This window comes from Methylibium petroleiphilum PM1 (assembly GCF_000015725.1).
Taxonomy (GTDB): Bacteria; Pseudomonadota; Gammaproteobacteria; order Burkholderiales; family Burkholderiaceae_C; genus Methylibium; species Methylibium petroleiphilum.
Genome location: NC_008825.1, coordinates 1,578,685 through 1,591,555 on the forward strand (window position 1 = coordinate 1,578,685; position 12,871 = coordinate 1,591,555).

Below are 12,871 nucleotides of genomic sequence, written 5' to 3' on the forward strand. Positions count from 1 at the left end.
GGCAGGGCCGTGGACCGCTCAGCACGCTCTGCCGACGCGCCGCCGCCGGACCGCCGCCGCGTGCTGAAGCTCGCCGCCGCAACTGCGCTGGCCGGGCTGGGCGCGCACGGTCCGGCCTTCGCCGCCACGGCCCCGCGCCTCGGCTGGGCCGCGGCCTGGGACGGCGAGGCCGGCGCCGAGATCGGCGTGGTGGCACCGCAGGGCGCCGCGGCGCTGCGCGTGCAGGCCCGGCTGGCGGTGCCCACGCGCGCCCACGGCCTGTGGGCCGAGGCCGGCGGCCGCAGCGTGCTCGCCGTGGCCCGCCGCCCCGGCGACTGGCTCGTCCGCTGGCAACCCGACGGCCGGCGTTCGCCGCAGTGGCAGTGGGCGGAGCCCGGCCGCGCCTTCAACGGCCACGTGATCGCCGGCGCCGGCGGCACGCGCCTCTACACCACCGAGACCGACCTCGAGACCGGCGCCGCGTGGATCGGCGTGCGCGACGCGCGCTCGCTGGAGAAGCTGGACGAGTGGCCCACGCACGGCATCGACGCGCACGAACTGTTGCTCGACGACGATGACACGGGCGGCCACGACGCACCTTCGCTGTGGGTGGCCAACGGCGGCGTGCCCACGCGGCCCGAGACCGGCCGGCAGAAACTAAACCTCGACCGCATGGATTCGTCGCTGGTGCGGCTGGACGCGCGCAGCGGTGCACTGCGTGGCCAGTGGCGCCTGGACGACCGTCGCCTCAGCCTGCGCCACATGGCCTGGCGCGACACGCCGGCAGCCGGTGCGCGCACGCAGCGCGTGCTCGGCATCGCGCTGCAGGCCGAGCACGACGACCCGGCAGCCAGGCAGGCCGCCCCGGTGCTGGCGCTGTTCGACGGCGAGCGGTTGCGCACCTTCGATGGCGGCGCCCCAGCGGGCGCGTCAGACGCAATGGGACTGGCCGGCTACGGCGGCGACATCGCCGCCACCGCCGACGGCTGGGCCGTGAGCTGCCCGCGCGTGAACGGCGTGGCGCTGTACGCCCCCGACGGCCGCGCACGCGGCGTGGCGCCGCTGCCCAACGCCTGCGCGCTGGCCGTCGTGGACGGCGTGTGCTGGGCCGCCGGGCAGACCGAGGCCATGCCACTGAACGCCGCACCCGGCCGCGAGCGGCGCCGTCTGCAGCACACCGCACCACTGCGCCTCGACAACCACTGGGTCGGCCTCGCAGTCTGACCCCCTCTCCCCGCCCACGGGGAGAGGGCCGGGGTGAGGGGCTTCGCGCCGCCCGCCCGCTCAGCCCCGCCGCGCCGCCTCGATCGCCGCGATGTCGATCTTGCCCATCGTCATCATCGCGTCGAAGGCCCGCTTGGCGGCCTGGGCGTCGGGGTCGTTGATCGCCTCCATCAGCGCCCGCGGCGTGATCTGCCACGACAGGCCCCACTTGTCCTTGCACCAGCCGCAGGCGCTCTCCTGGCCGCCATGGCCGACGATGGCGTTCCACAACCGGTCGGTCTCGGCCTGGTCTTCGGTGGACACCTGGAACGAGAAGGCCTCCGAGTGCTTGAACTCCGGCCCGCCGTTGAGGCCCAGGCAGGGGATGCCCAGCACGGTGAACTCCACCGTCAGCACGTCGCCCTGCTGACCCGACGGGTAGTCGCCCGGCGCGCGCAGGATGGGGCCGACCGCGCTGTCCGGAAAGGTGGCGGCGTAGAAGCGCGCAGCCTCCTCGGCGGTGCCGTCGTACCAGAGGCAGATGGTGTTCTTGCTGGGCATGGGGGTCTCCTGTTCGGAACGTAACGCTGTTGTCTGCATCAAGGCTGTGCGATGGCTTCGACCTGGATGCGCAGGTCCACGTTCATGTTGAAGCCATAGTCCTTGCCCGCGCTCAGGCCGAAGTCTTCGCGGTTGAAGCTGCCGCTGGCGTCGGCGCCGCAGTAGTCGCGCTTGAGCATCGGGTGCTGTATGCACTTCAGCGAGTGGACCGCGAGCGTCAGCGGGCGCGTCACGCCGTGCAGCGTGAGCTCCCCCACGAGCTGCGTCGGCACGCCGTCGACCGGCGACTGCAGAGCGCCCTTGAAGACCGCGCGAGGGTGCTTCTTCACGTCGAAGAAGTCCTTGCCGCGCGCCCAGGTGGCCAGCGCGTCCATGCCGAAGTCGATGCTGGCCAGCTCCGTCACGATCTCGACGGTGCCGGTGCCCGCGGCCTTGTCGTACAGCACCTTGCCGCTGCTCTTGTTGAGCTTGCCGCGCCACACCGAGATGCCCATGTGTGTTGACGATCACTGAAAACTGACCCACCTGAGGGCATTGCGATCGTTCAAAACTGACCCACGCAAACACACTGCCCTGCTCGATGAACGAGCGGGGAGAGCCAGGAGTGATCAGCGTGGCGATGTTGGCCAAGATCAGACGGATGCACCTGCGAGATGGCCTGTCCATCCGCGAGGTGGCGAGGCGCACGGGCTTGTCGAGGAACACCGTGCGGCAGTGGTTGCGCGAGGAAGGCGTGACCGAGCCGAAGTACCCCGAGCGCAGCACGGCGAGCGTGCTTGACGCCTGGGCCGAGCACTTGGAGGCGGCACTGCGTGCCGATGCGCACCGCCCGGTGCGCGAGCGGCGCACGGCCAAGGCCCTGTTCGAGCAGATCCGGGCGCTGGGCTACGCGGGCAGCTACCCGCGCGTGGTCGTGTGGGTGCGCCGCTGGCGCGAGCGGCAGGCCAGCGCCCCGCGGCGTGCGGCCTTCGTGCCGATGAGCTTCGAGCTGGGCGACGCCTTCCAGTTCGACTGGAGCTGCGAGTACGTCTTCGTGGGCGGACTGCGCCGCCGGCTCGAGGTGGCGCACACCAAGCTGGCGGCCTCGAGGGCCTTCTGGTTGACGGCCTACCCTGCCCAGAGCCACGAGATGCTGTTCGACGCGCACGCCCGGGCCTTCGAGGCGCTGGGTGGCGTGCCGCGCCGGGGCATCTACGACAACATGAAGACCGCCGTGGACAAGGTCGGTGTGGGCAAGGCGCGCTCCGTCAACGCCCGCTTCCAGGCCATGTGCTCGCACTACCTGTTCGAGCCCGAGTTCTGCAACCCGGCCTCGGGCTGGGAGAAGGGCGTGGTCGAGAAGAACGTGCAGGACCGCCGGCGCCAGGTGTGGCGCGAGGCCGGCGAGCGGCGCTGGAGCGACCTGGCCAGCCTGAACGCCTGGCTGGCCGAGCGCTGCCGCCAGGGCTGGGAGGAGACGGCACACCCCGAGTGGTCCGAGCTGAGCGTGGCCGACGTGCTGCAGGACGAGCGCACCCGCCTCATGCCATGCCCGAAGCCCTTCGACGGCTACGTCGAGCAGCCCGTTCGGGTGTCGGCGACGGCGCTGGTGCACTTCCAGCGCAACCGCTACAGCGTGCCGACCCGCTGGGTCAACGAAGTGCTCAGCCTGCGCGCCTACCCCGAGGCCGTGGTGCTGGTGGCCGAGGGCGTCGAGGTGGCCCGGCACACGAGGAGCTTCGAGCGGGAGCTGACCTTCTACGACTGGCAGCACTACATCGCGCTGGTGCAGACCAAGCCGGGGGCGCTGCGCAACGGCGCGCCCTTCAAGGCCATGCCCGAGGTGCTGCAGACGCTGCAGCGTCACCTGCTGCGCCATGCCGGCGGCGACCGGGTCATGGCGCAGGTGCTGGCGGCCGTGCCGGTGCACGGGCTGGAGGCCGTGCTCGTCGCAGCGGAGATCGCGCTGGAAGCCGGCAGGCCGAGTGCCGAGCATGTGCTCAACGTGCTGGCGCGGCTGAAGGATGGGGCGCCGGCGCTGCGCGAGCTGACGCAGCCCGCCCCGACGCTCAAGGAAGAGCCCCGCGCCGACGTGCAGCGCTACGACAGCCTGCGGGAGGCCCAGCAGCCATGAGCGCCGAGATCGTCACGCGCCTGAAGGCGCTCAAGCTACACGGCATGGCGGCGAACTGGCCGGAGCTGGTGGCGCGCTGCCGGCATGCGGCGCTGGAGCCCGAGCAGTTCGTCGAGCAGTTGCTCGATGCCGAGGGCGCCGAGCGCAACGTGCGCTCGATCGCGTACCAGATGACGGCGGCCCGGTTCCCGGCGCACCGGGACCTGGCGGGCTTCGACTTCGCCAGCAGTGCGGTCGATGAAGCGCTGGTGCGCAAGCTGCACACGACGGCGTTCACTGAGGCCGCCCACAACGTGGTGTTCATCGGCGGGCCGGGCACGGGCAAGACGCACCTGGCCACCGCGCTCGGCATCGAGGCGGTCCAGCGGCACGGCAAGCGGGTGCGCTTCCACTCGACGGTGGAACTGGTCAACGCGCTGGAGGCGGAGAAGGCCGCAGGCCGGGCCGGGCAGATCGCGCACCGGCTGACCTACGTGGACCTGCTCATCCTGGACGAGCTGGGCTACCTGCCGTTCAGCCAGGCCGGCGGCGCCTTGCTGTTCCACCTGCTGAGCAAGCTCTACGAGCACACCAGCGTGGTGATCACGACCAACCTGAGCTTCGGCGAGTGGGCCAGCGTCTTCGGCGACGCGAAGATGACCACTGCGCTGCTGGACCGGCTCACGCACCACTGCCACATCGTCGAGAGCGGCAACGACTCCTGGCGCTTCAGGCACAGCAGCACGACCACCGCTGCGGCACGAACCCGATCAACGACGCAACGCAGGAAAGGACCGACCCAAGACCCCAGAACCGCAGAGATATCCACAGACCAAGGCACCCTCGGGTAGCCTACAGGGGTGGGTCAGTATTGAATGATCGCAGCGGGTCAGTTCTGGGCGATCGTCAACACCCAGGGTCTTGGACAGCGTGAGGATGTCGGGCACCACGCCGTCGCGCTGGCACGCGAACATCAGGCCGGTGCGGCCCACGCCGGTCTGCGCCTCGTCCAGGATCAACAGCATGCCGCGCTCGCTGCACTTGGCCTTCAGCGCGGCCAGGTAGCCCAGCGGCAGGTCGATCAGCCCGCCCGAGCTGAGGATGGGCTCTGCGATGAAGGCCGCGAGGTTGCCGCTCGATTGGCGGTCGATCAGGTCGAAGGCGTAGTCCAGCTCGGCCTGCCAGTCGAAGCGGCCGTCGCGCTCGAAGCGCGGGCGGTAGGGGTAGGGCGCGGGGATCGCGAACGAGCCCACCGCGGCCGGCCCGTAGCCCTTGCGGCCCGCGCTGTAGGTGGCTGACGCCGCGCCGCCGGTCATGCCGTGCCAAGACTGCGCAAAGCTCACCACCTCGTACTTGCCGGTGTAGAGCTTGGCCATCTTGATCGCGGCCTCGTTGGCCTCGGCGCCGGTGCTCAGCAGCATGGCGCGCTCCAGGCCGGCCGGCGCCACGCCGGCCAGGCGCGTGGCCAGGTCCACCACCGGGCGGCTCAGCATGCCGCTGAACAGGTGGTCCAGCGAGCGGGCGTGCTCGGCCACCACCGCGGCGATCTCGGGGTGGCCGTGGCCGAGCAGCGCGCTCATCTGGCCCGAGGTGAAATCGAGGATCGCGCGGCCGTCGGCGTCGTAGACGAAGCTGCCTTGGGCGCGCTCGATGATCATGGGCTCGAACGTGCCACCGTAGCGTATGAGGTGCCGGCGGGCGCGCTGCCAGAAGTCGGGGTCGGCGTTGCGGGAGGAGGTCGTCGTCGTGGTCGTCGTCATCGCGGGCTCCAGGGAGAGAGGGGGATCTGTGGCCGCAGGCTAGAGGCGGCACGCTCGCAAGAAAAGCTAATATTTCTGAACGCTGCTATCAGAAGTGCTAACGCCGTGAGCCGCTCCCTCGACATCGACCTGTTGCGCACCTTCGTGGCCATCGCCGAGACGCGCACGCTGGGCCGCGCGGCCGCGCGCATCGGCCGCACGCAGGCGGCGGTGAGCATGCAGGTGCAGAAGCTCGAGGCCCTGCTGAGCCAGCCGCTGCTCAACCGCACCGGCCGCGGCGTCACGCTCACGCTGCACGGCGAGCGCCTGCTGGGCCATGCGCGCACCCTCCTGCGCCACCACGACGCGGCGGTGGCCGACATCACCGGCGCGGGCCTCACCGGCACGCTGCGCTTCGGCTGCCCCGACGACTACGCGGCCGCCTTCCTGCCGCACATCCTGCGCAGCTTCGCGGGCCGGCATCCGCAGGTGTTCGTGGAGGTGGTGTGCGCCCCCACGCCGCGGCTGCTGGCGCAGCTGGGCCAGCACGCGCTCGACCTGGCGTTGATCTCCACCACCGAGGGCGAGCGCTCGGCGGCCATCCTGCGGCGCGAGCCGCTGGTGTGGGTGGGCAACCGGCACGACCACGCGGCCACGCAGGAGCCGCTGCAGCTGGCGCTCTCCGACCCCGACACGCTGGACCACCGTGCCGCCCGCGAGCGGCTCGACGCCGCCGGGCGGCCCTACCGCGTGGCCTACGCCAGCGGCAGCATCTCGGGGCTGCTGGCGGTGGTGCGCTCGGGCCAGGCCATCGCGGTGCTCACGCAGGCCGCGGTGCCGGCCGACCTGCAGGTGCTGCCCACCGACGCGCGGCTGCCGCCGCTGCCCACGGTGGGCCTGAGCGTCCGGTTCGACCTGCCGCGGCCGCCGGAGCTGGTGGTGGAGTTTGCCGAGCACCTGCAGCGCATCGTGCCGGCGCTGTAGGTCTTGGTGGGGCCCTCAGCCCTGCCGCGGCGACCCGACCGTCTCGTCCCTCGGCTCGGGCTGCCACACGCCGTCGACCAGCCGCTCGTTCGGCCTGAACTGGGCCTTGTAGGACATCTTCGGGCTCTCGCCGATCCAGTAGCCGAGGTACACGTGCGGCAGCTTGAGCTGGCGCGTCTGCTCGATCTGCCACAGCACGTTGTAGGTGCCGTAGCTGGCGTCGGGATCGGGCTCGTAGAAGGTATACACGGCGCTCAGGCCGTCGTTCAGGATGTCGAGGATGGACACCATCTTCAGCGTGCCCAGCTGGCCTTCGGGCGCTGGCTCGCGGAACTCCACCAGGCGCGAATTGACGCGGCTCTGCAGCAGGAACTGCGTGTACTGGTCGATCGAGTCGTGGTCCATGCCGCCGCCCGCGTGGCGGCCGGCCTGGTAGCGCAGGTAGAGCTGGTAGTGCTCGGGCACGAAGCACAGCCGCAGCACGCGCGACTGCAGGCCCTGGTGGGCCTTCCAGGCGCGGCGCTGGCTGCGCGAGGGCTGGAAGCCCGCCACCGGCACGCGCAGCGGAACGCAGGCGCGGCAGCCGTCGCAATAGGGCCGGTAGGTGAACATGCCGCTGCGCCGGAAGCCGTTGGCCACCAGGCCCGAATAGGTGTCGGCGTGGATCAGGTGGCTGGGCGTGGCGACCTGCGAGCGCGCCTGCCGTCCGGCCAGGTAGCTGCAGGGGTAGGGCGCCGTCGCATAGAACTGCAGCGACGCGAGCGGAAGTTCTTTCGGATGGGTCACGGGGCGGCCGGGCGGAGCGAGATCTCGGTCACGCTGGACGATGCAGGATCCGGGCCGGTGTCGAGCCGGAGCTGCGTCCAGTGCGATCGATGATAGGTCCAATCCTCCGGCGGGCGCTGCGCGACGGTGCGCGCCAGGTGCCCCTCGAACGCGGGACGGTCGATCTCGCGCGCGCCCAGCGAGCCCAGGTGCGCGGTGCGCTGCTGGCAGTCGATCAGCGCGATGTCGTTCGCGCGGCAGAACGCCACCAGCGCGGCCAGCGCGATCTTGGAGGCGTCGGTGGCGTGCGAGAACATCGATTCGCCGAAGAACATGCGCCCGAGGTTCACGCCGTACAGGCCGCCGAGCAGCCGGCCGTCGACCCAGGTCTCGAAGGAGTGCACCGCGCCGAGGCGGTGCCACTCGGTGTAGGCCGCCTGCAGCTCGGGCTGGATCCAGGTGCCGTCCTGGCCTTCGCGCGGGGTCGTCGCACAGGCGTGGATCACGGCGGCGAAGTCGTGGTCGATGCGCACCTCGCAGTGCGGCGCGGCGCTGAAGCGGCGCAAGGTCTTGCGCAGCGAATGCGAGAGCTTGAACTCCGCCACCGGCAGCACCATGCGCGGGTCGGGGCTCCACCACAGCACCGGCTGGCCTGCGCTGTACCAGGGGAAGATGCCGCGCGCGTAGGCCTCGGCCAGGCGCCGCGGCGAGAGGTCGGTGCCGGCCGCCACGAGGCCGGGCACTTCGCTGCCGGCCGGCAGCGCATGGCGCGTGTCCGGCAGGGGGTCGTCGGGGCTGGCAAGCCAGGTGGGCATGCGCGCATTGTCCGCATCCGCCCTCCGGTCGCGTGGCCGTGCGGCCTTGGCGCCGCATGGCTGGTTTGTAAGATGCGACCAATTATCATTTGCAAGCCGCCTGACCCTGGAGCCTTCCCTGATCCTCGACGAACTCGAACCCGGCCAGCACGCCACGGTGGCGGCGCTGCGCCTCGCCGGAGCGGCGGTGGACGCCGCGGTGCTGCAGCGGCTGGGCGAGCTGGGTTTCCTGCCGGGCGAACCGGTGCGCCTGCTGCGGCGCGGGCCGGGCGGCCGTGAACCGCTGGCGGTGCAGGTCGGCGACACGATGTTCGCGCTGCGCCGTGCCGAGGCGGCCTGCATCGAGGTCACGCCGATCGCCGAGGTCGGCCCGTGAGCGCGGCAGCCTCGGCCGAGGCCCGGTTGCTGCAGGTGGCGCTGGTCGGCAACCCGAACTGCGGCAAGACGGCGCTGTTCAACCTGCTGACCGGCGCGCGCCAGAAGGTCGCCAACTACGCCGGCGTGACGGTGGAGCGCAAGGTCGGCGTGCTGCCGCTGAGCGACGGCCGCAGCGTGGCGGTGTTCGACCTGCCGGGCACCTACAGCCTCACGCCGCTGACGCCCGACGAGGAGGTGACGCGCGACGTGGTGTTCGGCCGGCGCGCCGGCGAGTCGGCGCCGGACGCCATCGTGGCCGTGGTCGACGCGACCAACCTGCGCATGAACCTGCGGCTGGTGCTGGAGCTGCGGTCGCTGGGTCGGCCGATGATCGTGTCGCTGAACATGGCCGACGTGGCGCGTTCGCGCGGCCTGCAGATCGACGTGGCGCGGCTGTCGGCCGAGCTGGGCGTGCCGGTGGTCGAGACGGTGGCAGTGCGGCACAACGGGCATGCGGCGCTGCGGGCCGAGATCGAACGCCAGGCGCTGCGGTTCGGTGCCGCGGCGGACACCGCGGCCTTGCCCGCGGCGGTCGCACCGGCCCCGACCACCGCCGAACTGCAGCGCGAGGTGCGCCGCATCCTCGCGGTGGCGGCGCCCGGGGCCCTGCAGTTCGAGCGCTTCGACCACCGCATCGACGCCGTGGTGATGCACCCGGTCTGGGGCCTGGTGCTGCTGGCCACGCTGCTGTTCCTGATCTTCCAGGCGGTGTTCTCGTGGGCCAACCTGCCCATGGACGCCATCAAGGACGGCATGGCCTGGCTCGCCGAGCAGACGACGGCCCGCATGGCCGAGGGCCCGCTGCGCAGCCTGCTGGTCGACGGCGTGATCGCCGGCGTGGGCGGCGTGCTGGTGTTCCTGCCGCAGATCCTGATCCTGTTCTTCTTCATCCTGCTGCTGGAGGATTCGGGCTACCTGCCGCGCGCCGCCTTCCTGCTGGACACGGTGATGGGCAAGGTGGGGCTGTCGGGCCGCGCCTTCATCCCGCTGCTGTCGAGCTTCGCGTGTGCCATCCCCGGCATCATGGCCACGCGCACCATCGCGAACTGGCGCGACCGGCTCGCGACCATCATGGTCGCGCCGCTGATGACGTGCTCGGCGCGGCTGCCGGTCTATGCGCTGCTGATCGGTGCCTTCATCCCGGCGCGCGACATCGGGCCGTTCAACGGGCAGGGGCTCACGCTGTTCGCGCTCTACGCGGCGGGCGTGCTGTCGTCGATGGCCGTGGCCTGGCTGCTCAAGCGCTTCTGGATGAAGAGCAGCTACCAGCCGCTGATGCTGGAGCTGCCTCCGTACCGCCTGCCCAGCCTGCGCAACCTGGGCTACGGTTTGTGGGAGCGGGCGCGCATCTTCGTGCGGCGGGTCGGCGGCATCATCTTCGCGCTGACCGTGCTGCTGTGGTTCCTGTCGAGCTACCCGGCGCCGCCCGAAGGCGCCACCGGGCCGGCCATCCAGTACAGCGCGGCGGGCTGGCTCGGGCAGGCGCTGGAGACGGTGTTCGCGCCGATCGGCTTCAACTGGCAGATCTCGATCGCGCTGGTGCCGGGCCTCGCCGCGCGCGAGGTGGTGGTGGGCGCGCTGGGCACGGTCTATGCGCTGTCGGGCAGTGAAGATGCCGTGGCCGACACGCTGATGCCGGTGATCGCGAGCCAGTGGTCGGTGGCGACGGCCTACGCGCTGCTGGCGTGGTTCGTGTTCGCGCCGCAGTGCCTGTCGACGCTGGCCGTGGTGCGGCGCGAGACCAACTCCTGGCGCTACCCCGTGCTGATGGCCAGCTACCTGTTCGCACTGGCGTACGTGGCGGCCTTCATCACCTACCGCGTGGCGCTCGCGCTGGCGGGCTGAAGGCGAGCGAACGATGCAGCACCTGGTCGTCGGCCTGCTGGTGGCGCTGTGTTCGGTCTATGCGCTGTGGTCGCTGATGCCGACGGCCTTGCGACGCCCGCTGGCCGGGTGGCTGCTGCGCGTGCCAGGGGTCGGGCAGGGCGGCCCGCTGGCGAGCGTGCTGCATCGCGCGGCGGCCGGGCCCAGCGCGTGCGGTTGCGATGGCTGCGATGCCAAGCCCGCGGCTCGGCCGCGCGCCGACGCGGCGGTGCCGATCCGCATCCACCGCAAATCCGGCAGGCGCTGAGAGGTGCACGGCCTCCAGCGCGGGCTGCTCAGCCCTCGATGCGCCGCCTAAGCCGGCGCATGCCCAGCCAGGCGGTGAGCGCGATCACCGGCACGGCCAGCGCAATGACCAGCTCCACCGGCACCGGCAGGTGGACCGCGTGCGCGCCCTTGGCCAGGTAGCCCACCAGCCCCACGCCGTAATAGGTGATGGCCGCCACCGACAGCCCTTCGACCGCCGCCTGCAGACGCAGCTGCAGGTGCTGGCGTGCGTTCATCGTCGACAGCAGCTCGCGCGCGTGTTCCTGCTGCAGCGTCTCGACCCGCGTGCGCAGCAGTTCGCTGGCGCGCGACACGCGCTCCGACAGTGCGCCTAGGCGCCGCGAGGCCCAGGCGGTGGTGGTGACCGCGGGCTTCAAGCGGCGGTCGACGAACTCGCGCACCGTCTGCAGGCCTTCGAGGCGGGTCTCGCGCAGTTCGTCGATGCGCTGCTCGACCAGATCGAAGTAGGCCGACGATGCCGAGAAGCGGCTGTGGTGCCGCGCGTAGGTGGATTCGACCTCGCGCGCGAGCCGCGTGAGCGAATCCAGCAGCCGCGCCTCGTCGGTCGTCTCGCTGCCGGCGCGGGTGTCGGCCAGGCCGGCGAGCTGGCGTTCGAGCTCGTCGAGACGGCGCGTGGTGTCGCGCGCCACCGGCAGGCCGAGCAGCGCCATCATGCGGTAGGTGTCGATCTCGAGCAGGCGCTGCACGTTGCGCCCCAGGCGCCGCGGCGTGATCGACGGGTTGCCCACGCCGACCAGCCAGCGGCCGTAGCCGTCGGGGTGCAGCCGGAAATCGCTGTAGATCTGCAGGTCGCCGTCGGCGATGTCGGCACCGACCAGCGAGTCGGCATCCAGCCAGGCGTCGACCAGGCCGCGAAGGTTCTGCTCGCGGGAATTCAGGACCAGCAGATTGGTGGCGACCAGCAGTTCACCCGGCACGCTCGCCAGCCAGCCGTCCGGCAGCGAGCGATAGGCCGGCGCGGCGTCGAGCGCTTCGTCGGCGCGCAGCGGGCGCCAGATCGTGTAGCTGACGAACTCGGTGTGGCGCTCCCAGCGCAGCCGCGCCCCGGGCAGGTCGATGCTGAGGTGGCTGGCCTCGGGCGCCGGCAGCGGCAGGTGCAGGTCGCGCAGCAGCGTTTCGAGATGGGCGCGGTCGGCCACCTGCACCTCGGGGCTGGAGACGAAGGCCAGGTGCGATACCGCCAGCGGCGGCTGCATCCGTTCATACGGCCGCGCGTGGACTTCGTTGTGGAGCGCGGTGCGCAGCGGGTGAGGGTGACGGGTCGGCATGGGTCGAGAGTATCCCGCGACTGCCCCTCGACCCGCAGTGGCGTACCTTGTCCCGTAGCATGTCGGACCGACCCTGACGAATCTCGATCACCCAACATGCTGCGTCGCCGTGAGTTGCTCCTTTCTGCCCTGGTGGCCGCCGTGCCGTCGGTGCGTGCTGCCGATCTGCCGTCGTTCCCGCGGGCCGCGTTCGACGCGAAGACCGTGGCCCAGTTGCTGAAGGCGCTAGGCCTGCCGGCGCCGGTGGCCAGCAAGGACGTGCTGCTGCAGGCGCCCGATCTTTTCGAGGACGGTACCGTCGTGCCGGTGACGCTGGGCTGCGCGCTGCCGGGCGTGCAGCGGCTGCTGCTCGGCGTCGAGCGCAATCCGACGCTGCTCGCGGCCCTGTTCGAGCCCGGCGAGTCGCTGGAGCCGAACATCGCCATCCGCGTGAAGATGCAGGAGACCTCGAACGTGATCGCGCTCGCCGTCATGAAGGACGGCCGCGTGCTGATGGCGAACAAGGAGGTCAAGATCACGCTCGGCGGCTGCGGCGGGGCGGCCGAGCCGCAGCCGGAACAGTCGGCGCAGCCGACGCTGATCCGCGTGCAGGCCGCGGGCGCCGGCGCCACCGTGCGCTCGCTGATGAAGCACGAGATGGAGAGCGGCCAGCGCAAGGACGGCAGTGGCCGCACGATCCCGGCCTGGCACATCCAGGAGGTGGTGGCGCGCGTCAACGGCCAGCCGGTGCTGACCGCACAGTGGGGCACGGCGGTGTCGAAGAACCCCTTCCTGCAGTTCGGCGTGCGCGGCGTGAAGCCGGGCGACAAGGTCGCGCTGGCCTGGGCCGACAACCACGGCGTCAGGCGCAGCGACGAGGTCGCCGTCGCCTGACGT

13 protein-coding genes and 2 pseudogenes are annotated in these 12,871 nt (G+C 71.4%); 9 read left to right on the top strand and 6 right to left on the bottom strand.

Annotated elements, in window-relative coordinates; translation table 11 throughout:
* Positions 1-9: 9 nt before the first annotated feature.
* The gene (locus MPE_RS07370; RefSeq protein WP_011829060.1) at positions 10-1,203 is read left to right on the top strand and encodes a DUF1513 domain-containing protein; all 1,194 of its coding nucleotides are present in this window, start codon (positions 10-12) and stop codon (positions 1,201-1,203) included.
* Between the two features lie 60 nt (positions 1,204-1,263).
* On the opposite strand, the gene MPE_RS07375 is transcribed toward MPE_RS07370, so the two are convergent.
* Both MPE_RS07375 and MPE_RS07380 read right to left on the bottom strand, forming a co-directional pair.
* Complete coding sequence (locus MPE_RS07375; RefSeq protein WP_011829061.1) at positions 1,264-1,743, bottom strand: VOC family protein; 480 nt, start codon at positions 1,741-1,743, stop codon at positions 1,264-1,266.
* Between the two features lie 38 nt (positions 1,744-1,781).
* Positions 1,782-2,237 (bottom strand): YceI family protein, encoded by a 456-nt coding sequence (locus tag MPE_RS07380; RefSeq protein ID WP_011829062.1) that lies wholly within the window; start codon positions 2,235-2,237, stop codon positions 1,782-1,784.
* 119 nt (positions 2,238-2,356) lie between these two features.
* On the opposite strand from MPE_RS07380, the gene istA reads away from it, so the two are divergent.
* Together istA and istB are read left to right on the top strand one after the other, a co-directional pair.
* Entirely contained in the window at positions 2,357-3,856 is a 1,500-nt protein-coding gene (gene istA, locus MPE_RS07385; RefSeq protein WP_036236417.1) for an IS21 family transposase, read from the top strand.
* Positions 3,853-4,686 (top strand): IS21-like element helper ATPase IstB, encoded by an 834-nt coding sequence (istB, locus tag MPE_RS07390; RefSeq protein ID WP_011829064.1) that lies wholly within the window; start codon positions 3,853-3,855, stop codon positions 4,684-4,686. Before istA ends, istB begins: the two co-directional genes overlap by 4 nt.
* Positions 4,687-4,746: 60 nt before the next feature.
* Here istB and MPE_RS07395 read toward each other — a convergent pair.
* Positions 4,747-5,595 (bottom strand): annotated as a pseudogene (locus MPE_RS07395) (aspartate aminotransferase family protein); the annotation flags it as partial.
* 105 nt (positions 5,596-5,700) lie between these two features.
* Here MPE_RS07395 and MPE_RS07400 point away from each other — a divergent pair.
* Entirely contained in the window at positions 5,701-6,558 is an 858-nt protein-coding gene (locus tag MPE_RS07400; protein WP_011829066.1) for a LysR family transcriptional regulator, read from the top strand.
* 15 nt (positions 6,559-6,573) lie between these two features.
* Here MPE_RS07400 and MPE_RS07405 read toward each other — a convergent pair whose 3' ends face one another.
* Both MPE_RS07405 and aat read right to left on the bottom strand, forming a co-directional pair.
* Entirely contained in the window at positions 6,574-7,344 is a 771-nt protein-coding gene (locus MPE_RS07405; RefSeq protein ID WP_011829067.1) for an arginyltransferase, read from the bottom strand.
* Entirely contained in the window at positions 7,341-8,138 is a 798-nt protein-coding gene (aat, locus tag MPE_RS07410; RefSeq protein WP_011829068.1) for a leucyl/phenylalanyl-tRNA--protein transferase, read from the bottom strand. The genes MPE_RS07405 and aat overlap by 4 nt, the downstream gene beginning before the upstream one ends.
* Between aat and MPE_RS23235 the strand changes: the two genes are divergently transcribed.
* From MPE_RS23235 to MPE_RS07425, 3 genes are read left to right on the top strand one after another with little or no spacing between them, the layout of a single operon-like run.
* Positions 8,137-8,514 (top strand): FeoA family protein, encoded by a 378-nt coding sequence (locus tag MPE_RS23235; RefSeq protein WP_083768014.1) that lies wholly within the window; start codon positions 8,137-8,139, stop codon positions 8,512-8,514. The two genes, aat and MPE_RS23235, sit on opposite strands and share 2 nt — an antisense overlap.
* On the top strand, positions 8,511-10,400 hold the full coding sequence (gene feoB / locus MPE_RS07420; protein WP_011829070.1) for a ferrous iron transporter B: 1,890 nt from the start codon (positions 8,511-8,513) through the stop codon (positions 10,398-10,400). The genes MPE_RS23235 and feoB overlap by 4 nt, the downstream gene beginning before the upstream one ends.
* A gap of 13 nt (positions 10,401-10,413) precedes the next feature.
* Entirely contained in the window at positions 10,414-10,686 is a 273-nt protein-coding gene (locus MPE_RS07425; RefSeq protein ID WP_011829071.1) for a hypothetical protein, read from the top strand.
* 28 nt (positions 10,687-10,714) lie between these two features.
* On the opposite strand, the gene MPE_RS07430 is transcribed toward MPE_RS07425, so the two are convergent.
* The gene (locus MPE_RS07430; protein WP_011829072.1) at positions 10,715-11,995 is read right to left on the bottom strand and encodes a DUF3422 family protein; all 1,281 of its coding nucleotides are present in this window, start codon (positions 11,993-11,995) and stop codon (positions 10,715-10,717) included.
* A 96-nt stretch (positions 11,996-12,091) separates the two neighbouring features.
* On the opposite strand from MPE_RS07430, the pseudogene MPE_RS22705 reads away from it, so the two are divergent.
* Together MPE_RS22705 and soxZ are read left to right on the top strand one after the other, a co-directional pair.
* Positions 12,092-12,514: pseudogene (locus tag MPE_RS22705) on the top strand (thiosulfate oxidation carrier protein SoxY); the annotation flags it as partial.
* A gap of 57 nt (positions 12,515-12,571) precedes the next feature.
* Complete coding sequence (gene soxZ / locus MPE_RS24580; RefSeq protein WP_255343835.1) at positions 12,572-12,868, top strand: thiosulfate oxidation carrier complex protein SoxZ; 297 nt, start codon at positions 12,572-12,574, stop codon at positions 12,866-12,868.
* The last annotated feature ends 3 nt before the right edge of the window (positions 12,869-12,871 follow it).

Coding starts and splice junctions, on each gene's coding strand:
- MPE_RS07375 (WP_011829061.1), bottom strand. CDS start 1,743: ATGCCCAGCAAGAACACCATCTGCCTCTGGTACGACGGCACCGCCGAG.
- MPE_RS07380 (WP_011829062.1), bottom strand. CDS start 2,237: ATGGGCATCTCGGTGTGGCGCGGCAAGCTCAACAAGAGCAGCGGCAAG.
- istB (WP_011829064.1), top strand. CDS start 3,853: ATGAGCGCCGAGATCGTCACGCGCCTGAAGGCGCTCAAGCTACACGGC.
- MPE_RS23235 (WP_083768014.1), top strand. CDS start 8,137: ATGCGCGCATTGTCCGCATCCGCCCTCCGGTCGCGTGGCCGTGCGGCC.
- aat (WP_011829068.1), bottom strand. CDS start 8,138: ATGCCCACCTGGCTTGCCAGCCCCGACGACCCCCTGCCGGACACGCGC.
- MPE_RS07425 (WP_011829071.1), top strand. CDS start 10,414: ATGCAGCACCTGGTCGTCGGCCTGCTGGTGGCGCTGTGTTCGGTCTAT.
- MPE_RS07430 (WP_011829072.1), bottom strand. CDS start 11,995: ATGCCGACCCGTCACCCTCACCCGCTGCGCACCGCGCTCCACAACGAA.